The following is a 26,928-nucleotide window of genomic DNA, read 5'->3' on the forward strand; positions in this document are numbered from 1 at the left end:
AAAATGACAAAAAACGTCCACTTACTATTATTGGAAATAATCCTGCGGACTAGAGCAGCTACCCTGTCATTAAGCCTAAAAGATTGGCACGTGGAAAGCGATCTCTGGCATCATCCTCGAAAATATATTATGCCAAGTATATTAATAGTGCTTACCATGTTGGCGCTGATAAATCAGGGGCTTTTAGTGGGGGTTGGCCTATTAGCACTGTGTAGCATAGGACTGTTACTGATTATAGTAAACTAATTGTTCTAAACGCCTTGACTAAAAACAAATCAAAAAATTCGATAGGAGAACAACGCTATGTTCCAAATCCGTCAAACATTAAAAAGGGATATTTTTTGCCGGATTGGGAGTACGTCCACAAAGAATGAAGGAGAAAAAACGTGACGTTGACATTACTGCATAAGAAATATGACTATCAAGCGGGAATAAACAATCAAATCCCATATTTCTATCATACTTTTTGTGAAAAGTACCAAGGCTATGCCAGTAAGTATAGTAAATTGAAAGGATATTTAGAAAGAGGACTATCTCTCAAACTAAGAAAATGAAAAAACCGACAACATAGGATGTTGTCGGTTCGATTGATAGTTCAGAAAAATAGACTAATCATGTTTTTTCTCATAATTAGATTCAATCTTAACCTCTTCAAGTTTAACGAATTTTGTTTTCTTAATGAATTTATAGCCAAACCATAAGCAGAGGAAAAATGGGATACCTAAGTAAGCAGCCACAACACTGCCCCAATCTATTTTATCCGCCATAAAAGCTTGGAAGTTTTGTGCGATAATCACAATTAACCCGCATGCAATCGCAAAAATCGGTCCAATCGGATACCATTTTGCTCGATATGGCAAATCATCCAATGAATAACCTTGGGCAATATAAGCTTTACGAAAACGATAGTGGCTGATCGAAATACCAAGCCAGAAGATAAATCCTGTAATCCCAATTGCATTCATTAACCAAATATAGACGATTCCATCCCCGAAGAAAGAAGCTAAAAAGGCAAGCATTCCGACCGCACATGTTAAAATCATCCCCGCCACAGGCACACCGCGGTTGTTCAGCTTGGCAAAAATTTGTGGAGCTTGCCCTTCTTTAGCCATAGAGTATAACATACGTGTTGATGCATATAGACTTGAATTTCCTGCAGATAATACTGCTGCTAAAATAACGGCATTCATCAATGAAGCGGCAAAGGCAAGTCCAGCTTTTTCAAATACCATAGTAAACGGGCTGACCATAACGCTTTCATTTTGTAAATTTGGATTTGTATATGGAATAATAAGTCCGATAACAAAAATCGCAAATATGTAGAAAAGAAGGATTCTCCAGAATACACTTTTGATTGCTTTTGGTACATTTTTTGCTGGGTCTTCACTTTCACCAGCGGCTACACCAACAATTTCCGTACCTTGGAATGAAAACCCTGCTGCAATAAAGACAATAAAAACCCCTAAAAGACCACCTGAGAAAGGTGCATCCTCGACAGTAAAGTTTTTGAACCCTATTGTTTCTCCTCCCATAATCCCGAAAATCATCAGTACACCGACAACAATAAAAATAACAATCGCACTTACTTTAATTAAGGAAAGCCAGTATTCTCCTTCTCCATACCCTTTAACAGATAAATAGTTTAATAGAAAAATAAGAGCTAAAAATGATCCGCTCCATAGCAATGATGGGCTGTCCGGAAACCAAAATTTCATAATCATTGTAGAAGCAGATAGCTCAGCAGCAATCGTCATCGCCCAGTTAAACCAGTATGTCCAACCGATTGCAAATCCGAAAGCCGGGTCAACAAACCTTGTGCCATAGGTACTAAACGCACCACTTGTCGGCATAAAGGCCGCTAGTTCTCCTAAACTTGTCATCACAAAGTAGATCATAGCACCAACTAAAATATAAGCAAGCAACGCACCACCTGGACCAGCTGTACTAATCGCTGCTCCACTGCTAAGGAACAATCCTGTTCCAATTGCTCCTCCAATCGAAATCATTGTTAAGTGCCTAGCTTTCAAGCCTTTTTTTAAATTTTGTTCTCCTTGTTGTTCAGGAGGATAATGATTGGAGATATTGTTTTCTTGTGCTCCCATACCATATCGATCCTTTCTTTGGATAATATTGATTTTAGTTAAAACAATTTCAAACTATTTCACGTTCAAAAAAGGGATAGGATGAATTAAATGAATAGAGAAGCCGCCAACAGCACATAATCAATCATTTTTTATATGGGCTAACTTAAGAATTTAGACTATAATTGATTTCAGCATTCCTATTGGTTCCATTACTTCGTCCAACTTATGGTCATAATTGTCAATGTACGCTGTAGATCGGATGACCAATTCTGCCGCGATCACCATGTCATTTCCGGTTTCAATTGAATACCGCTATAATACGGGAGTCAGAAGAGGAAGAAGGGAATCCTTTTTCTAAAGAAATAAAGGATGAGGGTGATAGCCAATACAGGAATCCTAGTGTGAAAAATATGCTTAATTATAATTAAATTAGCCCACGTAATACAGACTGCCAAACTAGTCCTATCTGAAAACGTTGACATTTCATCTAAGAAATCGGATTCAAAAATAATGGCATCTACTACCATGGAGGCAGGAATATTCAAACTGATCTCTCATACCGACAACTCCGATGGCCCTACTGTTGACCAGGAACTCCCTATAACAACGCACAAATTTTATAAGCAGAAGCGAGAAACAGGAATAGCGTTATGATACTCTGCTACTTTCAACTCATTCATTTCACTTATTAAAATTTTCCAACAAGTTTCAACACAAAAACTATAATAATATGTAGTGGTACATTTGAAAATGCAAAGTTTCTATGCATAGCAAATGTTTTTTGCTTCTTGCATATATTCTCACTTTAGTGTATGGATATTTGTTTTCATGCTTTTTCAGTAAAAAATAGAGAAACAGACTGGGAATTTGTAAAAAAGGAAACAAGAGAAATTATTGATTTTATCAGGAAACGACACACTTAAATAGCTATAAATATAAAAAAGTGTATCCTCGAACATTCACTCAAACCTCAGAAGTTATTTCAAAATATGAATACTTATTTGGAAAAGGGCATTTAATATTAATGTCATTTGAGCACGAAAAGGAACATGGCAAAAGAATTATTAGTTGGACAGGGGATCAAAAGAAGCGGAATCAGTTGTTCATGTTTTATCAGATAAAGCAGCAAAAGCTTGATTACTCCGTTGCAAGAGGAAAAGATTAGAGGCCCTGTTATTTTTACCAATCACCATGATGGAATTGATTTGTCAGGTGACGCTTGTCAGATACTTCTTACGAATAGTTTACTTGCGATTGGCTCATTCAATCGGTGCATTCAAATAAAAAATGGTTCCATCAAAAAACTCTCTTATGATTAAAGGGATTGATCCAGATGTCAATCTATCGAGATGATACATTTCAATGTTGTGTAAAATACAATATTTACGAATCGTTACGATAAAATGTTTCTTAACCTTATACACCAAACACTAGGAGGAAATTGAACCTCTAACGTTCTTCTGCTATATTAACGATAAGGAGTGGTAAATCATGAAAGAAGAGAAGGATCAAATTAAACACGGAAATAGTGCAAATAAGGAAGAGGAAGTTCAGTTTGTTAAGGAAATTGATCCGGAAGCACTTAATGTCATCAAACGGTTGTATGACAAGACGTTCAGGGACTTGGTAGACCGGTGAACTATTTAACACATGACATTGCTGCTAGCATTAATCGGGATATGATCGAGACATATAGTCCCGGCGAAATGATAGGGGGTCAAAGAGCCTACGCTATTGGACAGTGCTATCCACCGACCATTTCAAACGATGTTTGGAGAGCCGCTGTATAAAGACATTTTCGAAAAAGCAGCCGATATAACCGTCGATTTTGTAACTGGCAAAATTACGTTTGATGAATTGGTAAGTATCACCCGTCAGCACTCCTATCGAAAAAGCTTCTAAAGTTGAATTATGAGTCAATGAACTATATACAATACACATTTAAATGACTGTTAAATAGCTCAGGCATGGATTCACTTAATCTATGTCTTTATTTTATTTACCAATAAGTTAGAGTTTGTCTATTTTAATCTTTGCTGATAACGAGAACCATTTACCTAATTTGCATTATAACAGGGCCCGATAATTTATAAAAGATTGATGATTTGCAATAAAATCCTATATTCATTTGAACAGAATTTTACTTTTTGTGGTCTTTTCGATGCTATCAAACTTCAATATATACTCCATTAAAGGGACAGACTAGTGAATGAATAAGTGGATTGAAGAAGGGGGACGCTCCATCTTTTGGTGATTTTAATAAGAGGGTAATCATAAATTTACATTCTCGTTTTACAATTAATTGAGTTCTCCTTTCGCATGCTGGAAACCCAGAAGACCATAAGTTGGCTCAGATTTCCGGAGTTTCGGCGGTAATCGGTGCAGACACACACAAGGTAATCGAAACGCCAGAATACGAATTCAACGGAGAATTGATGGTGCCCATTACTCAGACTGATGGAGAACAAGAACATTATTTGGGCCGCCTGGATTCGACTTTTGAAGTCGTTGACGGAAAAATGACGTTGGTTGACTCCCATGGATTTCTCTACGATGCCACAAATGTTTCGGCAGATCCGGAGATACAAGCAATCATAGACGATTATCGTGCAGGCATGAACAAACAATAATCCTAATGAAGCTTCATAATGTTTTAGATACTCACAAGGTGAAAATCTTTTTTAACCCTAACTGAAAGATGAATAGGATTTTCTCCTTCGTTTAACTTCGCATCAAGTTCTTATTTAACGAATTTTTAACTATGAGATGTTATAAACTATGGTGGGCCATTCAAGAAATTCACTTATAAAAAAGTTAATCGAATCCTATACTATAATGAAACCTGTTCAATTATGGAACGTATAAAAGCTAAGTTCTATAATCATGAATTTAAAAATCATCAATTATTATTTCATTTTATAGGAGGTTTGGTTCGTGAAGTTTTACAGCAAGTTCTTAATTAAATTAACGTTACTGGGTTTTTATCTTGTAAGCGGTTCTACTTTTTTTATTCTTATATTAAATAAAGGAATTATAACGTTAACAAGCCCTTTCTATTTATTAGGTATCCTTTTGTTTGTATACGGATGGATTGGGTTGGCTCGCACTTACTTGAGTAAACAAAAAAGTTCGCACAAACAATTTCCTCAACATGAGATTATTCACTAAGTCGTTTTATATACACTCAACAATAGAAAAGTTTCCTATAATCATTAATTACGGCGTTGAATATATTTAAAAACTCTGAGCGGCTTTTAATTTCAAGTGCTCTAAAAGTGAAGGCGGTGTCGTTTTTGCAATTAGTTGCATGGGGGGAAGTACGTGAAGCATAAAGTAGGTACATTAGTCTGGATTTCCGCCATCATAACCCTTTTTTCCGTAGGGATGATGACACTCTTATGCTTGAAATGGAAGATAATACCGAAATGAAAAAGAAGAAAACAGGGATTACAGACTGTTTTTCTTCCTTTCAATGGATATATTAAGATTGTTCAGCAATAAATGTGAACCAATCATCTAACTCATTTACTTCTTTCTGTGTTTGACAGTGTTCGAAAAGATATTGTTTGTCTAAAGAATCGAAGTTGCTTGCTAACAACTTAAAGCCCCATTCACGATCTTCGAGAGACTTCCAATGAACGGCTGCCCGAAGTCTATCCAAAATAATGTCTTCAATGGAAATAAGGTAAACATAATTTTCATCATCAATGAAAATCTTTTTAACCTTAGAGTAATCACCCTCTAAATAACTGCCCGGTATTTCTATAGCAATCTCTATATTATCATTATAAAAATGCCTACCGTCTTTTTTGAAATCCAGCTGTCCAAGAATATTTGCTATCGTTTCGTACCCTTCTGATACCATATCAATATCCCTAGTGGTGTAATCATTTTGAGTATAGATCGTAACTGAAAGACCTCCAACAATAATGGGTTTTACATTTCTTTCAGCAAGAAGCTTAGTTAATATAGCTGCAGTTTTAAGCATGGCCTCATACTTTCCGGCACTTTTCAGCTTATTGATCTCTATTTGAGCTTGTCTGATATTCAACTACTAACCCTCCATCAAAAGTACAGGTTTACTTTTGTTTAAATCTACTCAATATTCTCGCCTCTGTAGGATGTTTTGGACGAAGCCGGCCCTTATTCCAGCCACTATTATCAATGCGCTTTTCAAAAGCCTCGATTTGTTTCTGAAACTTTAAAGAATTGCTAATGACTTGTTGTTCGATATCCTTTAAATTTGCAGTAATCATATTGGCATCACCCTTGTTTTTTTTCCATTTTTTCAATGCATATACGCCCTTTTTTATAGACAGTATATGCATTCTCTTTATTTATCATACCATACGATCCTAGTAATGAGTAATTTGAAAATATCCTCCTTTTATACAATAACACTGTCATTCATTACGATCCTGATCCTGTTTAACGAGGGGATTCTAAGCAACTATCTAAACAGGTAATCTTCAATTTATCTTATATAAGTCTTTTACCCTTTCTTTCTTTTTGTAAATATAGATGGAGGGGATTCAGCTTTTTTAGTATTACCTTGATTTTAGTTTTAGAGTAAGAAAAAAATAACCGTAACTCTTTACGGGCTTTACCTGTTCGTTTTGCTTGACTCTCGCATTAGGAACTATTGCCTTGATTCTCAGGGACAGATGAATTTCCAATTCCGATCAAGCACTTCAATAGTTCAACTCAGGGGAGGAGAGGATTCAAAACAAAATAGTTGTCTCGAAAATCATATAGCTGCACGAGACGAATGAAACTATATTAATGGGGAAAAATGGGAGCTTCTGATAGATATAATTATGGTTGCGATGCTACCATAGTGAACAGCTGTGTGTAAAGGAATCTCTCATCGGAAAAGGGAAAGGACTTTTATAAACTTGCTCATCGGCTCCAAGGGGAACTTAATACAACTTTTTCATTAGGGACTAAAATTTACAGGAGTAAATAGTTTAGAAGTCAATGGAATTTACTTAGTTATTAATATATTAAAAGAGAAAATTATGTTGGTGTTAGCATTACCTAAAGCATATTCAGAGATGAAATTTAATGATTGCTTAGTTTTATCACTAAATTGTTCATAATTAACTTTTCGATTTTTAAATTTATTCCAGTGTGTTTTCTCACATGCAAAAGAAAAGCATGGCATGCGTTGGACAACGTTAAGGGGACTTAAAAAATTGTCGATGCAGGCGATGCATAATTTTGCTGCCATGAATCTCAAGAAATGGCCAATTGGACCTGGCAAGGTCCCTAAATGGTCTAAATAATAGAATCAGAGAGGTCTATCCTTCTCTCAAACGGCTGTAAAACCAATAAAAAATCAAAAAGGGTTCGGAATGAGACCACTCCGAACCCCTTTTGTCGACAAACCGAAATATGTAGAGATATTATTCTCTGCGCACTTTTGCTTTAGCGAATCATTTATTTATTTATTTGTTTGTTTTGAACGTTGTTAAGGCGGTTTTTAATTCTTCAGCCATTTCACTTAATGTTTTGGCTGAAGAGGAAATTTCGTCCATAAACGTTAATTGTTTTTCTGCAGCCGATGCGATTCCTTTTGTGTGTTCAAAGGAACCTTGGGTTACTTCTGATATATCACTCATCGCTGCTGTTACTTCCTCTGTACCCGCAGAAATCTCTTCGGTTGCAGCGGATACCTCTGATACCTGGTCAGCGATGGAGTGGAAGGAATTAGTCATTTGTTTAAATGCACTTCCTGCCGTGTCAAGAATAGCAGAACCTTTATCAACGTCCAACACTCCCTGGTTCATCAATTTGGATGCACTCATGGTAACAGTTTGAACTTCCCGGATAATCCCGGCAATACGTGATGAAAATTCCTGTGACTCTTCTGAAAGCTGTTTAACTTCCGTTGCCACAACCGCAAATCCTTTGCCATGTTCACCAGCTCTTGCTGCCTCAATAGACGCATTCAATGATAGTAGTTGTGTTTGTTCAGCTATGTTTGTTATGCCGGATACCATTTCATTGATTGCTTTTGAGTGTTCCTCTAGTTTTTTGATTTCCCTGGAAACAACACCGACCGAGCTTTTAATCCGCTCCATTTGATCGATAGCGCGCTGAATGTTATTGTATCCTTCTACTGCCTCTTTAGCTGAAGTGGACGTTTGTTCAGAAACATTGGTCGCCGATTCAGCCACCTTTTGTACGCCGCTCGCCATTTCTTCCATCGAAGAAGATGTCTGCTCGGCTCCTTCCATCTGCTGCTCGGTGCCGCGAACAATCTCTTGAGTCGACGTGGCTACTTCATTAGAGAACTTTGCTGATTCATCAGAAATAGCGGTTAACTGTTGCGACGAGGCGGCCAATTGTTCTACAGAATCGTTCACCTGGTTAATCGTCTCTGTGAATGAATCAATCATAGTATTTATATCTGTTGCCACTTGTCCAAGTTCATCCTGTGATCTCGGCCGCAGCCTTGGTGTCAAATTACCAGTAGCCAGCTGTTTGATCACCTTCGTCATATGCGGGATTGATTTTAACATGTACTTGGAAAGCAAGTACACAATCACAATAAGAAGCAGGCCGCCTATACCAAAAAATAAAATGATGTTTTTTATATAATTATTAAGACCAGCCAAAGCTTCTTTTTGCGGAAGTGATGTTCCTACTGACCAACCTGTTGCTGGAACCGGAGAATAGCCAATATATTCCGTTTGGTCATTCACTTTTGCCAGTTCAAGCCCTTTTTCACCGACAGTCATTTTTTTGCCGATGTTGCCGATATCTCCTGACAGATCTGGAAGATTTTGGTCAAGGATTAATTTATCATCTGGATGATATAAAATAGTTCCGTCACTAGAAATTAAAAATGAATAACCGTTCTTACCAAGTTTGTATGATTGCATAAGCTGTGGCAAATCGTCTAAAAACAGATCCATTGCGACAAATCCAAGCGTTTGATCACCATCTTTAATTTGGGTCATCACACTTAAAATTACTTTACCAAACACTTGATCCATATATGGTTCGGTAAAATAGACATCGTCTTCTGCTAAAGCGGGTTCATACCATGGACGGCTTTTTATATCAAAGCTCTCATCCTGCAATAAATTATCGTTGCCAATCAAAAAGTTTCCTTGATTGCTGGCAACCCAAACCATAGCAATAGAATCATCCGTTTTAACTATTTTGTTAAGTGATTGCATGACACTTTCATAATGAGGATCTGTTCTGGCCTCATTCCGTGAATGAGCCGTTTTTAAGTAATCAGTTATCTCTTGATTGGCTGCAATTTGTCTGGCCATCGCCTGTTTTTCTGCAAACATGCTGTCCACTTGATCCGCAAGAGCATTGCTTTTTGTGGATAGGTTTTCTTCTATGTTGCCTACAAGCAGCGATTTCGTATAGGAATAATTCATCGCCCCTGTTATCGAAAAAACGATGACAATGGCAACAAGCAGCACAAGCGACAGCTTGGTTGAGATGCTTGTACTCCTTCGGTGAAGTCTCTTTTGATCTCTCTTCATTTCTCTTTACCACCTTACTTTCCTCCTACTATCGAGGAAGCTTTTTAATGATTAATCAGACTTTATTGCTATTTGTATATCGGGTAATCAAATGAATTGTTAAGCTCTATCTATCCGCGGTTTGAAAGACGAAAAATTCAAAATAAATTTAACAGTCACCGAGAATTGTCTCGTATACTCGAATCAAAACGCACTACATCATATTCATAAAAAAATTTAAGCCAAATCATCTTCTCGTTTGTCTAATTAATGTAAAGACAAAACGAAAGGAGGAATCGCGATGAAGTTTGAACGTTTAGTAAAGAAAGCGTAAAAGGGAATGACAAAGCCTACTTAATGCTTTTCAGCAGTACGAAGATGATATTTACCGGATGGCTTATGTCTATGTAAAAAATAAAAAGGATGCACTAGATATTGCTCAAGAGGCAGCCTATCAGTTATTTAAGAAAATCGGTACATTGAAAAACCAAAGTATTTCGAGACGTGGCTTATGAAAATTACGATCAATTGTGCGCTGAACTTAATCCATAAAAACAAAAAAGTAATTCAGCTAAATCCAGACTTCGAATTTAATGTTGAATTGATTAAGGGAAAGCGATATATAAATAATGAGACTAGCAAATATTAAGGAACAGGCAGGCAGTGGAGGAGTTATCTGGGATTACATAATCTATAGAACCCTTAGTTGTCTCAGGTCATAAGAGAGAACGTCTGCTGCTATGAAACAGGCATGTTCATCATTTTAAGCTATACATCCACCATCAAGAGGTAGATTTACACCAATAATATACAATACACAGGAAGAGGGCAGCGTTAGCTACAATCGGCCAAGAGGGACACGGCTAAGTACACCGGGTTGGAATAAGGGCCGACTAATCTTAAAATGGAAGAAGTCAAACTAATAGATCCTTCGTTCTTCTCCATAAAAGAAAGAATATACTTTCTCATGAAAAACCCACTTTTACTATCAAAATTAAGGGCGAAATCAAACTCATTCTCTTCAATACTTCCGATGCTTTCCTCCAAAAGAGCAAATAAGAAAAACGGATTTCAAGTAGCTAAAATCGAACTTTGGGATCACTTTTATACTGAGAACCTATTAAATGATCCTACAAATGAAACTATTAGAAAATACAAAAAATTGTTAAAATGTTATTAACACCTAGAATTAGCTTCAATTTAATCTCTTAAGGAGGGAAAAAAATGAAGCATTATGTTCGGGTAATTCCATACCAGGTGGTTGAACAGGCAGAAGAGGTAAAAGAAGTCCCAAAAGGCGTGGAATTAATACAAGCTCCTCAAATTTGGAGCGAAACAAAGGGCAAAGGCATGACGGTGGCTGTCTTGGATACAGGCTGCGATACTTCACATCCCGATTTACAGGAACGGATTATAGGTGGGCGAAACTTTACGGATGACGACGGAAGCAACCCTGATATATTCGAGGATTATAATGGGCATGGAACTCATGTTGCCGGAACGATTGCCGCCCGGAAAAATGACAGTGGCGTGGTTGGAGTCGCTCCTGAAGCAAGTTTACTCATTGTAAAAGTATTGAATAAAAATGGCTCTGGACAATATGATTGGATTATCAAGGGCATCAATTATGCTATAGAACAAAAAGCGGATATTATTTCCATGTCACTAGGAGGTCCCAGTGATACTCCTGAACTTTATGAAGCGATCAAAAGGGCTGTTGCCAACAATGTCCTCGTGGTTTGCGCAGCAGGGAATGAGGGTGACGGCGATGACTCAACTGATGAATTCGCCTTTCCAGGCTGTTATAATGAAGTGATTAGTGTAGGGGCGGTTAATCTTGAGCGGCGCTCTTCCCCTTTTACCAATTCACATAATGAGATCGATTTAGTTGCCCCGGGTGAAGAAATTCTTTCTACGTATTTAAATGGAAAGTATGCCACTTTAAGCGGGACTTCCATGGCTGCACCTCATGTTTCGGGAGCTCTTGCTCTCATAAAAACTCTGGCGAACAACAGCTTTGAACGGAAGCTCTCAGAACCTGAGCTCTATGCTCAATTAATTAAAAGAACCGTTCCACTGGGTAACTCTCCAAAGCTTGAAGGAAATGGGCTGATCTATTTAACAGTCCTTGACCATTTGGCAAAAGTATTTGATCAAGAAGTTAAAACCATGTTCTTAAATAATCAAGGCATTACCAGCTAAAGCAACTCCATTTAATGGGGAGTACGTTGGCAGATGGTTTCCTTTGAATAAACCCTTAAGTTAAAGAGAACAAATAACAGACCGGGATTAAGACCGAGCATTTTTTATGGAATATAAACCCAGATTGTCTTAGCACATGATATAATATAAAACACAATAGAATAAGGATTCTCAAGGGTGGTTAGCACGTCCTCAGAAGAAAGGAGGGGAGTGCTCGTGACGGTCTTTGAAGCGTTGATGTTTGCATGTACTTTTGCAGGCTTAATCATAGGAATGCTGTCATTTGACCATAAAAAATAACCCACCCTTGAGCATGCCAGCATAAAGGGTGAGTTAAGTTTGTTGTGAATAGTTTATAGCGATCACCCTAGCAGGGAACCGTCTATTGTATGGACCGCTTGGTGTTCCAGCACCGGCGGTTTTTTATTATATGCTACTTTATGATTATATCATACCTGAAATCCAGCAAGGAGACCAATAAAAAATGTCGAATCCGAATAAAGTTCTTTTGTTTGTAACAAAACTGCATCATAAGTAACAAATCTGTAAATTATCTAATTTTCCTCTACTTCTTTAAATGCGTTGTTATGTTGGTGATTATAAAACGAAATAAGAAAGGGGAAGCACATTGGATAGCATGAAAAAAGTATCTTCAAACAAAAAAATAGGTTTAACAGCTGCATTACTAGAATTGGAGCATAATAAAAAGAGATTTGAAAGTAAAAAAGAGTATTATGACTGGGAAAAGGATCAGCATATAATCTCAAACTATTACGATCAAATTCATTTTAATGAAGCGAACAAAGAAGAATTATTTAAACAATTGAATCATTTAGTTGCCACCACACATACTAATCGGCTTCCTTATAACTCCAAAACCCGAAATTATCTTTATTCATTGGTCGATCTTCAGGCTGACGGGAACTTGAAGAGCATATATTCAGGAAGAGAAAAGGACCCTGAACAAGTCATGAAAGAAGATTACGAATCAGATCGGAAAAGAGAACAAGCTTATGATGAACTGCTGAAAAGTGACTCGGTTAATCATGATCATATACAAGAAATAATAACATCCCTTCAAAGTGAAAACATGTACAATTGCGAACATGTTGTTCCGCAATCATGGTTTGATAAGCGTAACCCAATAAAAGGAGATTTACACCATCTTTTTACTTGTGAAAAAGAATGCAATTCCTTAAGATCTAATCATCCTTATTATGATTTCGTCGATTATTCTCCTAAAATGGAGACCGAAGTAATTAAAACACAATGCGGAAAATACGAAAAGGCTAAATTTGAACCTGAAAGTGGCAAAGGTGAAGTTGCCAGAGCAACGTTGTATTTTTTATTAAGATATCCTGGAGAAATCAGCCAATACAGCAATAAAGACGTTGAACTGTTACTGAAGTGGCACAGTGATTATAAAGTATCTATTTATGAAAAACACCGTAACAAGGCGATTTTTGATATTCAAAAAAACCGGAATCCCCTAATAGATTTCCCGCAATATGCTGACCAAATAGATTTTATGCTAGGTTTATCAAATTAATTAGTTGAAATTGGAAGCACAGCAACTGTGTGGTCATATATATGAAATGAAAAACTTGTAGGCAGGTGTATGAACAAGTTTAAGGATGCGCGTAAACTAAGAGGTACCTTCTTTCTAGATTTTCATCAGGGAACAGCCAGTTTAACTAAAATCCAGAAAGGAGCTCTCGAATTTCTTTTCTAATAATAAACCCATAGCAGACGGTCCTTTTCCAGCGTTTAATGATACATTTTAAGAGGGTTTGACAAACCAACCGACAAGCCGGTTCCTGATTACAGAGGAGCCGGCTTAGTAACCCTTAATGCATGTGAAGAGGGGTGTATATTCAGCAGAAGTAGCGATCCATTCTTATTGATGAAACCTATTTGATTATAGAACGTATAAAAACTAAGTTCTTTCATCATGAATATATTAACCAATGCATCATTATTCTAGAGTACAGGAGGTTTGGTTCGTGAAATTTCCCGGCAAGTTCCTGATCAAGTTAATGCTGTTGAGCTCTTATCTCGTAGGCGGTTCTGCTTTTTTTATTCTTTTACTAAGCAAAGAAATTATAACATTAACGAGTCCTTTCTATTTATTAGGCATCTTTTTGTTTGTATACGGATGGGTTTGGTTGGCCCGTACCTACTTGAGTAAACAAAATGAGAGAAACAAACAACTCACTCAACATAAGATTGTCCACTAGACTATCTTCTCACGGTTATTCATAACCACTAATAGGCTAATATCCAAACTTAGGTAACCTTTAGTCATCCAGCAACTCACTCTATTAACGTTTGGCTATTGAAAAATTTGCTATATCGTAAGTCTGAGGAGTTTATTAAAAAGTAAACATCACATTAAGGTAGCAAAAATACCAAAACAGGCATGGATTAGCAAATCCATGCTTTTGTTTGGTCCACCACCGAGCCGCTGTCTCCAAAATTAAGGCCCTATTTTTTAGGATTACTTGCGGCTAACCTCCCGCTCTTAATAGTTGTTACTTAAGTAACAACTTATGGAAGTATATCAGCTACTCATGGAAAAAATCAACAGATTTTGCTAAAATACCAGTTACAAAGGTAGCGACTAAGGTTGTGTTGGAGGGCTTATGAAAGAAGACATTTTAGAAATATTAAAAAATCTAAATTTTACCGAGTATGAAGGGAAAGCATATCTTACTTTGTTGGAAGAATCGCCATTAACTGGCTATGCAGTAGCAAAAAATTCCGGTGTACCACGCTCAAGAATTTATGAAGTTCTGGACAGTCTTACCATGCGTGGAGACATTCTGGTTAGTCCTGGAAACACACCACAATATACACCTGTTCCTGCAAAAGAGCTAATTAAAAGCCGTCGAATGAAGGCAGAAGAGAATTTTGAAATGGCAGAAAAGTCATTAGCGGAGTTTGAACGTTCTGCAAATGACCGTGAAAACATCTGGAATATCACGGGACGCAATGAAATACTTGATAAGGTAAAAGCTTGTATAGCATCTGCAAAAAAAAGAATTCTCTTAGAGATTTGGAAAGAAGAATTTGAAGAATTGGAGTCTGAACTAAGACAGGCAGCAAAAAGAGGAGTTAATGTAACGATTATTATTTATGGGGAAATCGTCTCTGATTTTGCTAATGTTTACCTCCACTATATGGGTCATGAAATTACGGAAAAGTACGGTGGACGATGGCTAGTTATTAGTGGAGATGATTCAGAAGTAGTAGCAGGTATTGTCTCACTGGAGAAAGATAGCCGTGCAGCCTGGACGATGCATGTAGGCTTAGTCATGCCCATTACAGAATTCATGATTCACCATTTGTATCTCATGGAAATTATGGAGAAACATAAAGATCTTTTAGAAGAAAGTTTTGGGAAAAAACTCGTCAATTTACGCCGCAAATTTTCTATCCATCCGAATTTTAAAAAACATTACGTGGACTAAATTTATACTATTATTGTTTTATACAATATAAGAACAAAAGCATTACTTCATAGCAAATAATGCTTTTTTCTTAAACTAACAGGTATTAGAGTTCACAGGCGCGAGCAGCTTCAACAGCCATTGAACTTCAACAATTGGGCGCGACTGCTATGCGATACAGGTAGAAAATGAGCAACTTTTTATAAAAATGAAAATAAGGCTGCTGAATAAGAATCTATTTTTGATCAACCTTTTTCCAAAACATGATTTTTGTATATGCTGCTCAATAAAATGCACCAAGATATTTTTGGTCAAATTTTATTCCAATCTAGCACTACATCTGCTCATGATCGACTCATTTTTAAATTTAAGTACATTAGCTTGAATGTATTATTGTAAACTCTCCAAATTATGTACCTTAAAACAGAGGTTTGTACGATTATTAACATCAAATTTTTCGTAAAGGCTCTGTATATGTTTTTTTATAGTATTTTCACTAATAAATAGCATGTCGGCAATTTGTTTATTGGAATATTCCTTTTTCACGTAGCGCAACACGCCTCTCTCTAGGCGTTAAGGAATTTCCAAAGAAACCGTTTTCAATAACCAGTGCTCATGCAATCTTTGCGCTAAATACCTCAATATAATTTCAAGACACATAACCTCAGTTTTATTAATTTCTTTTTTATTTTTTGAAGTAACAAAGTCCACCAATCCAACAACTCTATTATCCTTTACTAAAAATATTCCTGTGTTGTTATAGAATCCATATTTGTCATAAAGCTATTAAAATACTCACTTTTTTCATAGTCTTTTTTTGATTGAAGATCGAGAAGCCCAATTACACGGCGCTTGGGGATAATGTGTTTTAGTTTGTAAGGAACTAATTGATCCATTTCAAAATAATTGTCTAAATAATCTTTAGTAATGGGGGTACCCCTTATTAGAAATAAATGTATTTTTATGATCAAGGATAAATTAGAAAATGATCAAACCTTTTATAAAATCCAAGCTTAAATGTTCTGAATAGGAATTCACTTTGATAAAACTTTTTCAAAATGAATTCCTAATTACGATAATCTTTTTAGTGCTAAATCTGTCGAGGGGAGGGAGTATTTTACTTCTTCTATATTTTCCATTTTTTATTGACTGTTTAGGCTAAAAGAACTATTATGTTCGTAAGAAGTTATTCAATTAAGCCATTTACTACTTAATATAATAGTCATATAGAGAAGCGATGAACAGCCATTTATATCTGGGCACTTGAATGGCTTGGAGCGACTAGTGCAACCGACTCTTTTCTTAGAGTCGGTTTTTTGTCGAATGGGTTTTATTTAACTTAAACATTATATATTTCATAGAGCTGGAGGAAAATAAATTGAAAAAAGCACCTGTTACACCGGATCTTTCTGAAATTTCTCACTTGATAGAGCCATTAGATGAAAAAAATAAACCAATTGAAGCCTTGTTAAAAGAGTTAAGAGATGTCAAATATGCACTGGATCAGTCTTCTATCATTGCTATCACTGATCAAAAGGGAAGGATCTTTCATGTAAATGACCAGTTCTGTAAAATTTCCAAATATAGCCGAGAAGAATTAATAGGTCAAGACCATCGTATTTTAAATTCAGGCTATCATTCTGGGGGATTTTTCAAACAAATGTGGGCTACAATTGGATCAGGAGAAACCTGGAGAGGAGAGGTGCGGAATAGAGCGAAGGATGGTTCTTTTTACTGGGTAGATACGACGATTGTTCCATTTTTAAATGATCAGGGAAAACCATATCAATATGTGTCGATCCGAAATGATATCAGTTCTCGAAAGAAAATGGAAGAAGAAATGCGAAGAAGCGAGGAGAAATACCGTTTAATTACGGAAAACTCAGCTGACTTGATTTCAATTATTGACAAAGAAGGAAACTTTCAATACATTTCTCCTTCTCATATAACAATACTGGGGCATGACATGTGTGAACTAAAGTCTAACCAGCTCTTCAAGTGGATTCATGAAGAAGATCAAAAGATTTTATACACTGAATTAAGATTGCTAGCTAAAAAGAAAAAAATGTCTTCGCAGATAGAGTTTCGTATTAGAACGAGCAGAAATCAGTATAAGGATATGGAAGCAAGAATTAGTCCCATTATGAACGGGGACAGAAAAGCAAAAGATTTCGTGTTTATCATGAGAGACATAACCGATCGGAAAAAGTCGGAAAAAATGATTTATCATTTAGCCTATCATGATACTTTGACCGATCTGCCGAACCGCAGATTGTTTATGAAGCATTTGCGGGAGGAGATTAAGAAAGCAAAAAGTTCCTCTTCTCAGCTTGCTGTAATGTTTATTGATTTAGATCGATTCAAATTTGTGAATGATTCATGGGGGCATGAGAATGGCGATTTCATTTTAACTAAAGCAGCCGAGCGTATTAAAAAGTCACTTCGTTCATCGGATTTAGTTGCCCGATTAGGAGGCGATGAATTCACTGTACTGCTAAGTGGCATATCCAAAATAGAAGAACTGGAGCGGCTGGTGGAACGGATTCATTTAGACTTCCAAGAACCGTTAGAAATCGCCGGCCAGATGTATACACCTTCCTGTAGTATCGGTATTGCGACCTTTCCGCAAGATGGAGAGAAAGCTGGTGAACTGTTGAGCAAAGCAGATACCGCTCTTTATTTTGTAAAAGAACGAGGCCGGAACGGATATGCCTTTTTCGAAGCAGAAATGGAAGAAAAGTCATTGGAGCGTATTTTATTAGAGAATGAGTTGAGAAAAGCGATTCAGCTTGAGCAGTTTCATATTGATTATCAACCGAAAATAGATCTTTCAAAAAACATATTAATTGGAATGGAAGCGCTCGTGCGTTGGAATCATCCAGAACTGGGGAAGATTTCTCCCAATAATTTTATTCCCTTGGCTGAAGAAACAGGAATAATTATCCCTTTAGGGGAATGGGTACTGCGCCGTGGGTGTGAACAAAATAAAGAATGGCAAGATAAGGGTTATACTCCGCTAAAGATATCCATCAATTTGTCTGCGCGCCAAATCTCGGACCCTGATATTGTAAGGAAAATTGAAAAGATTCTAATAGAAACCAGATTGGAGCCGAAATGGCTTGAGATTGAAGTGACAGAAAGTGTATTTGTTAATATTGAAAATGCAATAACTATTTTACAACAACTTAGAGATTTGGGGATTCATATCTCTATTGATGACTTTGGAACAGGGTACAGTTCATTTAGCTATATTAAGCATTTACCTGTCGATACGCTGAAAATTGATGCTTCGTTCATTCGGGATATTCATCAAAATAAGGAAAGTCAGGCTATTGTGCAAGCTGTCTTGACACTTTCACAAACCCTTGGCATCAATGTGATTGCAGAAGGGGTTGAAAATCAGGGACAGCTAAATGTTCTGAGAGAGGATGGCTGTCTCCAAGGGCAAGGTTTTTTATTTAGTAAGCCTTTGTCTAGTCAGGACTTTGAAGAGTATTTAAAAGAATCTGCCAGAGGTACGGGAATTAAGAGATAGATTAAAGAAGATGCATTAACGACAACGAGCAGCTATATAAGGATTGAGGGAGGAAAAGTATGAAGCTTTTTTCAAAGAAAACAAAGTCATGGATGGACTATTTGGATAATTCTGCGGCAAAAGAGATATCTACAGTAGGAGAAAGGGTGAAAGAACGGCTGGCATTTATGGGAGTCAGCCAAGAAACGCTGGATCATGTGAAGGAAGCTCTGCCCATTCTTCTTCCTTACAAAGAAGAAATAGTGAATCAATTTTACGAGCATATTACTTCTGTAGATCACCTTAAACAAATGATCACAGAACATTCTACAGTTGAGCGCTTAAGGCTGACAATGGAAAGGTATGTTGAGCAGCTCCTCCGAGCGGACGTTGATAAAGAATATATACTGACGAGAATCGTGGTTGGCCAGGTGCACAGCCGCATCCATCTGACAGCAGAACACTTTATTGCTGCGCATCATCTGCTGATTCAAATTATGACAACAATATTGATGGAGAAACTCCATCCGCATCCTAACCAAATGATGAAGATAGTTCTTGCCGTTCAGAAACTAGCAGCCTTCGACCAGCAGCTTATCGTTGAGGTTTACATGGAAGAAACATTTAAATCTTTTCTATTTGGTGTTTCTGACATGCTCAATGACATGACACAGCTGAATACAACAAAGCAGCTGATCACAGAAATGGACAATATAGTGAAGGAAAGTCATAATGTTACAGCTGCTGCCGAGGAAGTGAGCGCCTCTATTATGGAAGTAGCCGATCATTCCGTCAAAGTAGCTGAAAGAACAGATGAAGCCGTTCAATCGGCTGAGCAAAGCAAACAGGTTATTAATGAAGCCTTACAGGATATTCAAAAAGTGGGTCATGTCTACCGTGATGTGACGAGACAAGTCAATCAACTAAATGAGGAAATTGAGCAAATTCAAAGTGTAGTAAAAGTGATTCAAGAAATTACAGATCAAACGAATTTACTTGCTCTAAACGCGAGTATTGAAGCAGCGCGTGCCGGAGAACATGGAAAAGGCTTTGCGGTTGTAGCGAAAGAGGTTCGGAAGTTAGCTGAACATACAAAAGAACAAACCATGCAGATTACCGTCAATATGGAATCTTTGCAAAGCGTTTCTCATCAAGTGACACAACAAATGGGCAGCACTGAAAAGCTGGTTGAGCGAAGTGTTAAAGAAGCCCAGTATGCGGATGAAGCATTAGAAAAAATCGTCTCAACCATGCAGAAAATCAACCAATCGACTTCACAAATTGCGGCAATGACGGAGGAGCAGACTTCTGCGATTATGGAAATTGCCCAACGAAATTCAGCGATGCTTGATCTTGGTACTTTATCTCAAGATATTGCCAAGAGAACGGCTCAAGTAATCTTTGAACTAAGCAAACAGATGGATAAGTATCGCCGCACCTTCTTTGAAACAAATATTAGACTAAATGCCAAAGATGTTATTAAGGTGGCCAAAACAGATCACCTTCTTTGGAAATGGAAGGTTTATAATATGCTGCTTGAGATAGAAACGCTTGATTCGAATCAGGTCTCATCCTATGAAGCGTGCAGGCTCGGTCAATGGTATTACGGCGAGCTACCTCCGTACATTAAAAACCAATCCGCGTTTCAACAGCTCGAAGAGCCTCACCAAGCTGTACATTATTATGCAAAGCAAGCTGTAGAAAGCTACGAACAAGGAAATCTTCCTGAAGCTCAACATGCCTTTGAACAGCTTCAGGAAGCTTCTGATCATGTTATTTCCTTGTTATCTCAGTTGGAAAAAATGATCTAGCAACGTTATACATTGGATGAAACATCTGTTCTTTCTATAACAAGATAGAAAGAACAGTGTACGAAACTGAAGTGAACATACAAAGTTAGACACAGAAATCAGGCAGCTGCTTGGACAATTTGATGGGCATAGGAGCGGCCCTTCACAGCTTAAAAGTGCAGAATAATTTGTTCTTCTAAATAATCATTGATATTTTTTAGCCGCTTCATAATGAAAGAGAAATGAGGGATTAAAAATGGCTGTGCACAATGTAATGGAAGGTGTCATCAAAGGAATAGTTGCAGAGCATTTAGACCGCTTGCATCTTTCTTGTAAATGTGAGAAGTGCCGAGAGGTTATTTTAGCGCTTTCACTAAATAAAGTACGTCCAAAATATATTGTTAAGGACAGTTAGCGTCCTCTAGTGGAGGCAATGCACACGGTTGTGAATACCCAAGAAAACGATAATACAATAGCTATCGTTGCTCAAGCTGCAGCACAAGTTTCTTCAAATAAACGCTGTACCAATATAGAATAAACACAAGATTCATTTACAAGCTTATCAACTAAGTAATTTTCAAGTAAATTATAGGCAAAGAAAAGGAATCTTTGTATTTCAAGTGTTTCATGTTGCCGGAGGTAAAGTTAAAGCAGGAATGGATGATTACTAAGAAAAATTCAAAATGAAAGACGAATTCATCCGTTATTAGGGTCTCGGAGACATTACATACTATCGAAATCATGTGAATTCAATGATTTTTATAAATAAAGGATGATCATCAAATTGCCCAAATTCTTAACTTTAATGCTAAGAATTCGGGCTTTTCCTGTTGAAAGCTCCTTATCGTTATAAAGGTGCAATTTTTGAATACCATCTTGAGTACAGGTTACGAGAAATTAAGTGATAACAATGTATCGGACAATAAATGGTTGGTTGAATTCACTGACACTCAAATGGTGAAAAGTCTAAGTGAAGATGTAATGATAAAAGTAAAACAATTAAAGAATCTTATAAAACTCTTAAGATTTTCTTAAATACTTGTCATAAACATTTTGCATAGTTGTTAATAGAGGAAAGGGAGGAAAAGTGATATGAAAAAGAAAATCCTAATCGTTGAGGATGAGAAGAAGATTGCCCGGATTCTTTCACTAGAGCTAGAGCATGAGGGATACGAAGTTGAGGCCGTGGAAAATGGAAAGGAAGCCTTAAAACGCGTAAAGGAAGGCGAATGGAACCTCGTTTTACTGGATGTTATGCTCCCTGAAATGAGCGGTTTTGAGGTCCTGCGACGGGTTCGCTTAGAGGATGAAAAAACGCCCATTATCTTGGTTACAGCCCGTAATTCTGTATACGATAAAGTGAATGGGCTTGATCATGGTGCAAATGACTATATTACAAAACCCTTTGAGATGGAGGAACTATTAGCAAGAGTCAGATCAGCTCTTAGGGTCTCGGAATTAAAAATGAAGTTGAATTCGACCAATTCCTTAAAAATCATCGATGACTTAGAGGTTGATGACGTTGCAAGATCTGTATTTAGGGCAAATCTATCTGTAGAATTGACTAGAAGAGAGTTTGATTTGCTGGTATTTATGATGGATCATTCTAATCAAGTTTTATCAAGAGATCAACTACTTAACGCAGTATGGGGATTTGATTATGTAGGGGAAACGAATGTAGTAGACGTATACATGGGTTATCTACGAAAAAAAATAGATCATGGGTTCTCACATCCCCTTATTCATACGGTTCGTGGAGTGGGCTTTATGATCAAAGGAAAGAAAAATGAGTATCAAAGCAAAGCTTAGTTTACTTTTAGTTTGTTGGTCTCTTCTCATCCTATTGATTGCCAACACCATTATTTATTTTTCTTATGTGAAGTTGACTGAAAATCGGGAGGTGGAAAATCTTAAAGAAATAGGGGAAGGATTATTAGAAAAATTAAACACTAATGATTTGTTTTCCCCCTCAATGCGTCCTTTATTACAGTCAGTTTTACCGGATGATGGGATGGTTCGAATTATAGATAAAGAAAATCAAGTTATTATGCGTACTGGGGAGGAGGATGATTTATTTAATCTACCTATTAACCATTCAGTCGTTAATCAAACTGATATGATTAGACTGGATGGAGATATGATTGTTGTCTTTACAGCACCTATATTTAAAAATAACCAAAGGATTGGAACGATAGAACTTTCGAGAGTTTTGGATGATCATTTAGAAGATATTGAAATATTGCTAACAATTCTAATTGGTGTATCAGTGCTATTGATCGTTTTGGCAGTCTTCTTTGGAAAAATAACTTCTAGAATATTTTTAAGACCCGTATCTGTCATTGGAACCACTATGGATAACATCCAAAAATACGGGCGATTCGAGAAGATACAACTTCCTCAAAAGAAACATGATGAAATATTTCAGTTAGCAGATAATTTTAATCGTATGATTGATTATTTAAAAGAAATCTTTCAAAAGCAGGAGCAATTTATTAGCGATGCGTCTCATGAGTTAAAAACCCCATTAACAGTGATTGAAAACTATGCCTCTATGTTAAATCGCTGGGGCAAGGATAATCCGGATCTACTCAACGAAGGGATTGAAACTATACAGGATGAATCTAAACGCATAAAGAATATGGTGGAACAACTCCTTGACCTGGCTGCAATCAATAAACAACCGTTTGAGAAAGAAGTTATTAACATTACAGAGCTATGTAAACAAACAGCCAAGCGTCTTGAAGTTGCAACTGATCGGCCCATTCGAGTTATCAATGATTCTAAATCCATATCGGGTCTTTCGAATAAGGAAAAATTTATACAGATTTTATTTATTTTATTAGATAATGCTTTGAAATATAGTCAGAAAGAAGTTACAGTGAAAGTTTTTCAAAATGAAGATAGGGCTATTATACAAATTATTGATCAAGGAATTGGTATTCCTAAAAATGATATTCCTAGATTATTTGAGCGCTTTTACCGAGTGGATAAATCTAGAACACGAGCCACTGGAGGTAGGGGATTAGGTCTTGCAATTGCATATTCACTCATAAAACAAAGTGATGGTTCTATTTCTATTGAAAGTGAATTAAACAAAGGAACAATAGTAACCGTTACACTGAAGACTGATATTTAGCTATTTAAGAAAAAACCTAGTATTTTCTAATGAAATTCTTATCATTATCCAATAGTTATCTTAAATTTCCTTGCTAAACTATCCATATAGAATACTTGTGGAGGGATATAGATGAAATCTGGGATGAAAATAACCATACTTGTTGGATTAACACTATTGATTGGAATCGGGGCTCTGATGCTGTTTGATAACTTTAATGACGACACAAGAGGGTATCAAAATTACCAAACAGAAGCGGATCATAAAACGATTAATTCTAATAGTACGACTTTAAATCAGAATTCGACAACTTCTAGTAGCTCAAACTCACCGTTCATTGGAGTTGAGGGGAAAGTCATTGAATTAACAGAAGACAAAATCACTATTAGTGTGCCCCTTCAAGGAGCAAAAACCTTTACCATCAATAAAAATACAAAAGTCGAGGATTTATTTTCACCTCTAAAAAAAGGTGTACTGGCAGATATCAATGCAAATGGTGAGTTAGCCTACCACATTGAAACAGAGAATACTGTGGATGCTTTCGGCATGATTGTTAAGGTTACAGACAAAGATGTAACGATTGATTATAACGGCACTCAAGAAACCTTTGTAAAAGCCTCCAATTTTCGAATGGATACAGAGGGGTATATAGGTAAATTAGAAGGCCTCACGGCTGAAATTACTCTTAATGATCAATTTCAAATAATAGATCTTGAGACAGATTCAGATTATGAGGACGATGATGACTAATTATCAAAATCATATCTTAAACTATCTTTACCTCGGATCGGCTTTGTTAGTGATTGGACTGTGTATCTTTTATTGATAGACATTTATCTGCTAATCAGAAGAGATGTTTTAGGTTATACTTGATCACTACATTATTTCAATTATCCAATCGTATATTGCACCGATCAAAAAGTCTGATGCTCTTTTAAAAGAGAGTAAAAAACTGCTTCTATACAAATAGTGACAAGGAGCGGTTCAAGCAAATATGCCGAGGGGGTTCTAAACGGCTCTCTTTAATTTTAAACAACTTTGATAGCCTTCCATCAATTGAATGATGGAAGGCTATTATATTTAATAAGGTAACATTAGATGACTTTGTTCTTTGGTGATAGACCCTATTCATGGATGGAGACTTCCCTGTTGTTACAGTGACAGAGGATAGTAAGGTACGTTTCTTTGAGAATGGAGGACAAAGCAAATACATAAACGAAAGTTCCGCTGTATCCTCAAAAAATAAAACACGAGGGTTCTCTTTTTTCTCATCAGAAGCTTTTCAGCTGATCCGTTACTCTATCTTAGATTGTGTTTTTATTGCGTTTTTTTAGTTTCGTAAAGGATATAATAGAAAAAGTGTGATTCTTTTAAAATACCGTCCTTAACCAGCTGGGTGGACCGCTCGTAAACTTCTTCAGTAAGCTGTCCATCACCTGTTGTGCGAAAATATTCTTCTAAGTAAGTGTAGACAGCAAGGGATTCATATTCCACTGCAAGTGTTTCGTCATTATATTAACAGTTTGTATAACTGATTTTTCCCCTCTTAAAAAAAGCATAGAATCCCCTCTTTTCTAAAAGTTTATAATTAGCAACTGAGAAAATCCGCCTGGTGTCTGGGCAGACAGGTGTTTTTTATCCGTAAAAGAAAATAGTCCCTGTGTGCGGCTTACTGACATTTATTCTGCCACACAGGGACTCATTATTTTATTCAGGAGTAAAAGAATGAAAGGGAAGAGCTTTTGTTCTTTCTATTCTATTTTATGCTATGCTTCAAGCAAGGTTGCGGCAGTATTTTAAAAAATAACGCTGTATGGAAAAATCACTGCAAAAAAAAGGGAGTATCTAGGGGAGGGCTTCTGTTGGAAATGAAAAATAAAGAATAGAAAACCAGCAAAGAAAAACTATAAAAAGAAGAATATACTTGAGTATTTTTATGGGTATCCTAAGCCCTTCAGGCCTAATATTTTCCGCTTCTTCCTTGTTTGTTTAGCAGTTTTTTTGTTGTTATTCAAATATGCATCCATATACTGGGAGAATAAACCGTTCGCAAAACAAAGAAGCATACTTTTCCAAGCCTCTGACACAGGCAGATGGACATTTGGATAAAACACGATATGTAAACTTATAATCCCCACATACAAAATAAGAATAATGGAATGCATAACTAACATCCATTTGATTATTTTTTGAAACACGTATCTCATCTCCTCCCCAGTAGGAAAAACGTTACCTAACTAGCATGTCCATTATTTCGCTTGATTACTACAATTTATTACAAAAAGGACTATGAATGGAATATTCTTTAAGGTGAAATGAGGGAGAGTGAGGATAATGGTTAAACTAAAAAGGCATAAAAACCCGGATGAACATGATCAAACTATATTTCAGACCTACAGAAAAAGGTGCATATTAAGAATTAGTAAAGTTTACACAGATGTTTTATTTCGGATATCAAGTATATACAACTTGATTGTATAAAAGCTTTGTGGAAGATGAGGATAGATGGTTTTCGTTTACAATTAAGTTTACATATTGCTTGAGCGTACTTTTGGGAATAAACAGGCTTCTATGTCATGCTTACTATAATATAAAAAAGATTTAATGTATAAGATGAACCCCATTCATCTTGTAGTGTAATTTTCCTGCTATAACGATCAATTTCCGTGACTTTTTCGGTTTTCGATGCAAGGTATCCGTCTTTACAAGTAGTTACTTTCAATGAACTTTTTCCTTCAAGCTTTTGATTAAAAGCTATCCCATTTCTTTGGTTTGTGTTTTAACAGGTTGATATTGAGAGGAGGTATGATTGTTCTTGAACTCACTTCTCAACCACTTTTTGTGTTTAGGCATTAAAATCCCTTGCCATCTTACAGTTTCGCCGTTCCGAAACATTAAAAACGCTCCTTTTTATCTTTTTATTTTGAGAACATTTACAGCCTTTTTTTGACTATGCGGGGGTGCCACTTGCTCCTTGGAAACCGTCTTTTGCCCGTGTTTTTTTATGATCCGCCACATGGATAAGTTCCTCTAACGAGTGGCCTTCTTCTGGGTAGAGGGCATACCCAGTGAAAACACCTATCTTCAAAGGAATCTTAGCCTGATTTATTTGTTCAAGTATTTCTTCTTCCAACTTGTCTATCAAGTGTTCTGCCTTCTCATGAGTTAATCCAAGAGATATAATGACAAATTCATCGCCATCCCAACGGGCCACAACATCAGGTTTTCGAGCATGATCTAACAAAAGCATAATTTCCTGTTTCATGACCGAACCGATCGTTTAATTC

General features: G+C 36.6%; 23 protein-coding genes, 1 pseudogene and 1 riboswitch. Of the genes and pseudogenes, 17 read left to right on the forward strand and 7 right to left on the reverse strand.

Annotated features, from left to right (window positions below; all coding sequences use genetic code 11):
• Positions 1–246, forward strand: a 246-nt coding sequence (locus ACH0BF_RS22860) for a hypothetical protein (RefSeq protein WP_406910360.1), incomplete at its 5' end; no start/stop codon positions are given.
• A 140-nt stretch (positions 247–386) separates the two neighbouring features.
• Entirely contained in the window at positions 387–554 is a 168-nt protein-coding gene (locus ACH0BF_RS22865; RefSeq protein WP_406910361.1) for a hypothetical protein, read from the forward strand.
• Between the two features lie 54 nt (positions 555–608).
• Here ACH0BF_RS22865 and ACH0BF_RS22870 read toward each other — a convergent pair whose 3' ends face one another.
• On the reverse strand, positions 609–2,102 hold the full coding sequence (locus ACH0BF_RS22870) for an amino acid permease (RefSeq protein WP_120038366.1): 1,494 nt from the start codon (positions 2,100–2,102) through the stop codon (positions 609–611).
• A gap of 1,473 nt (positions 2,103–3,575) precedes the next feature.
• Between ACH0BF_RS22870 and ACH0BF_RS22875 the strand changes: the two genes are divergently transcribed.
• From ACH0BF_RS22875 to ACH0BF_RS22885, 3 genes are all read left to right on the forward strand, one after another.
• Positions 3,576–3,722, forward strand: a complete 147-nt coding sequence (locus ACH0BF_RS22875; RefSeq protein ID WP_176713647.1) for a hypothetical protein — start codon at positions 3,576–3,578, stop codon at positions 3,720–3,722.
• A gap of 96 nt (positions 3,723–3,818) precedes the next feature.
• Entirely contained in the window at positions 3,819–3,986 is a 168-nt protein-coding gene (locus ACH0BF_RS22880) for a hypothetical protein (RefSeq protein ID WP_340856559.1), read from the forward strand.
• Positions 3,987–4,429: 443 nt separating this feature from the next.
• A complete protein-coding gene (locus ACH0BF_RS22885) occupies positions 4,430–4,714 on the forward strand; it encodes a hypothetical protein (RefSeq protein WP_406910362.1) in 285 nt (94 codons plus the stop codon).
• 851 nt (positions 4,715–5,565) lie between these two features.
• Here the strand turns inward: ACH0BF_RS22885 and ACH0BF_RS22890 are convergent.
• Entirely contained in the window at positions 5,566–6,135 is a 570-nt protein-coding gene (locus ACH0BF_RS22890) for a DUF6036 family nucleotidyltransferase (protein WP_120038372.1), read from the reverse strand.
• A 28-nt stretch (positions 6,136–6,163) separates the two neighbouring features.
• Positions 6,164–6,376, reverse strand: coding sequence for a hypothetical protein (locus ACH0BF_RS22895; RefSeq protein ID WP_142927253.1), 213 nt, complete (start codon positions 6,374–6,376; stop codon positions 6,164–6,166).
• A gap of 840 nt (positions 6,377–7,216) precedes the next feature.
• On the opposite strand from ACH0BF_RS22895, the pseudogene ACH0BF_RS22900 reads away from it, so the two are divergent.
• A pseudogene (locus ACH0BF_RS22900) lies at positions 7,217–7,356 on the forward strand (transposase); the annotation flags it as partial.
• 175 nt (positions 7,357–7,531) lie between these two features.
• Here ACH0BF_RS22900 and ACH0BF_RS22905 read toward each other — a convergent pair.
• Complete coding sequence (locus tag ACH0BF_RS22905) at positions 7,532–9,592, reverse strand: methyl-accepting chemotaxis protein (RefSeq protein ID WP_406910363.1); 2,061 nt, start codon at positions 9,590–9,592, stop codon at positions 7,532–7,534.
• Between the two features lie 371 nt (positions 9,593–9,963).
• Between ACH0BF_RS22905 and ACH0BF_RS22910 the strand changes: the two genes are divergently transcribed.
• Complete coding sequence (locus ACH0BF_RS22910) at positions 9,964–10,086, forward strand: hypothetical protein (RefSeq protein WP_340856551.1); 123 nt, start codon at positions 9,964–9,966, stop codon at positions 10,084–10,086.
• A gap of 319 nt (positions 10,087–10,405) precedes the next feature.
• Here the strand turns inward: ACH0BF_RS22910 and ACH0BF_RS22915 are convergent, their stop codons facing one another.
• Complete coding sequence (locus tag ACH0BF_RS22915) at positions 10,406–10,540, reverse strand: hypothetical protein (RefSeq protein WP_340856549.1); 135 nt, start codon at positions 10,538–10,540, stop codon at positions 10,406–10,408.
• Between the two features lie 255 nt (positions 10,541–10,795).
• Between ACH0BF_RS22915 and ACH0BF_RS22920 the strand changes: the two genes are divergently transcribed.
• The 4 genes from ACH0BF_RS22920 (at position 10,796) to ACH0BF_RS22935 (ending at position 15,243) form a co-directional block, all read left to right on the forward strand.
• The gene (locus ACH0BF_RS22920) at positions 10,796–11,773 is read left to right on the forward strand and encodes a S8 family peptidase (RefSeq protein WP_340856548.1); all 978 of its coding nucleotides are present in this window, start codon (positions 10,796–10,798) and stop codon (positions 11,771–11,773) included.
• A 637-nt stretch (positions 11,774–12,410) separates the two neighbouring features.
• On the forward strand, positions 12,411–13,322 hold the full coding sequence (locus ACH0BF_RS22925) for an endonuclease I family protein (RefSeq protein WP_340856922.1): 912 nt from the start codon (positions 12,411–12,413) through the stop codon (positions 13,320–13,322).
• A gap of 454 nt (positions 13,323–13,776) precedes the next feature.
• Positions 13,777–14,010, forward strand: a complete 234-nt coding sequence (locus ACH0BF_RS22930) for a hypothetical protein (protein WP_406910364.1) — start codon at positions 13,777–13,779, stop codon at positions 14,008–14,010.
• Between the two features lie 405 nt (positions 14,011–14,415).
• Positions 14,416–15,243 carry a TrmB family transcriptional regulator gene (locus tag ACH0BF_RS22935; RefSeq protein ID WP_340856546.1) on the forward strand — a complete coding sequence of 276 codons (828 nt, stop codon included), beginning with the start codon at positions 14,416–14,418 and terminating at the stop codon, positions 15,241–15,243.
• 369 nt (positions 15,244–15,612) lie between these two features.
• Here the strand turns inward: ACH0BF_RS22935 and ACH0BF_RS22940 are convergent, their stop codons facing one another.
• On the reverse strand, positions 15,613–15,780 hold the full coding sequence (locus tag ACH0BF_RS22940) for a response regulator transcription factor (protein ID WP_340856545.1): 168 nt from the start codon (positions 15,778–15,780) through the stop codon (positions 15,613–15,615).
• Between the two features lie 664 nt (positions 15,781–16,444).
• Positions 16,445–16,527, forward strand: a riboswitch (cyclic di-GMP riboswitch).
• 73 nt (positions 16,528–16,600) lie between these two features.
• Here ACH0BF_RS22940 and ACH0BF_RS22945 point away from each other — a divergent pair.
• The 6 genes from ACH0BF_RS22945 to ACH0BF_RS22970 all read left to right on the forward strand — a co-directional run bounded on the left by ACH0BF_RS22945 (position 16,601) and on the right by ACH0BF_RS22970 (position 24,391).
• A complete protein-coding gene (locus tag ACH0BF_RS22945) occupies positions 16,601–18,757 on the forward strand; it encodes a sensor domain-containing protein (RefSeq protein WP_406910365.1) in 2,157 nt (718 codons plus the stop codon).
• 59 nt (positions 18,758–18,816) lie between these two features.
• Entirely contained in the window at positions 18,817–20,547 is a 1,731-nt protein-coding gene (locus ACH0BF_RS22950) for a methyl-accepting chemotaxis protein (protein ID WP_340856541.1), read from the forward strand.
• Positions 20,548–20,782: 235 nt separating this feature from the next.
• Positions 20,783–20,941: a late competence development ComFB family protein gene (locus ACH0BF_RS22955; protein WP_340856539.1), complete on the forward strand. Its 159-nt coding sequence runs from the start codon at positions 20,783–20,785 to the stop codon at positions 20,939–20,941.
• Positions 20,942–21,618: 677 nt separating this feature from the next.
• Positions 21,619–22,335 (forward strand): response regulator transcription factor, encoded by a 717-nt coding sequence (locus ACH0BF_RS22960; RefSeq protein ID WP_340856538.1) that lies wholly within the window; start codon positions 21,619–21,621, stop codon positions 22,333–22,335.
• Positions 22,313–23,662 (forward strand): sensor histidine kinase, encoded by a 1,350-nt coding sequence (locus ACH0BF_RS22965; RefSeq protein ID WP_406910366.1) that lies wholly within the window; start codon positions 22,313–22,315, stop codon positions 23,660–23,662. The genes ACH0BF_RS22960 and ACH0BF_RS22965 overlap by 23 nt, the downstream gene beginning before the upstream one ends.
• A gap of 111 nt (positions 23,663–23,773) precedes the next feature.
• Entirely contained in the window at positions 23,774–24,391 is a 618-nt protein-coding gene (locus ACH0BF_RS22970; protein WP_406910367.1) for a hypothetical protein, read from the forward strand.
• A 2,200-nt stretch (positions 24,392–26,591) separates the two neighbouring features.
• On the opposite strand, the gene ACH0BF_RS22975 is transcribed toward ACH0BF_RS22970, so the two are convergent.
• Positions 26,592–26,906, reverse strand: a complete 315-nt coding sequence (locus ACH0BF_RS22975; RefSeq protein WP_406910368.1) for a diguanylate cyclase domain-containing protein — start codon at positions 26,904–26,906, stop codon at positions 26,592–26,594.
• Between the last annotated feature and the right edge of the window lie 22 nt (positions 26,907–26,928).

Origin of the sequence: Pseudobacillus sp. 179-B 2D1 NHS (assembly GCF_045370945.1) — a bacterium.
Taxonomy (GTDB): Bacteria; Bacillota; Bacilli; order Bacillales; family Domibacillaceae; genus Pseudobacillus.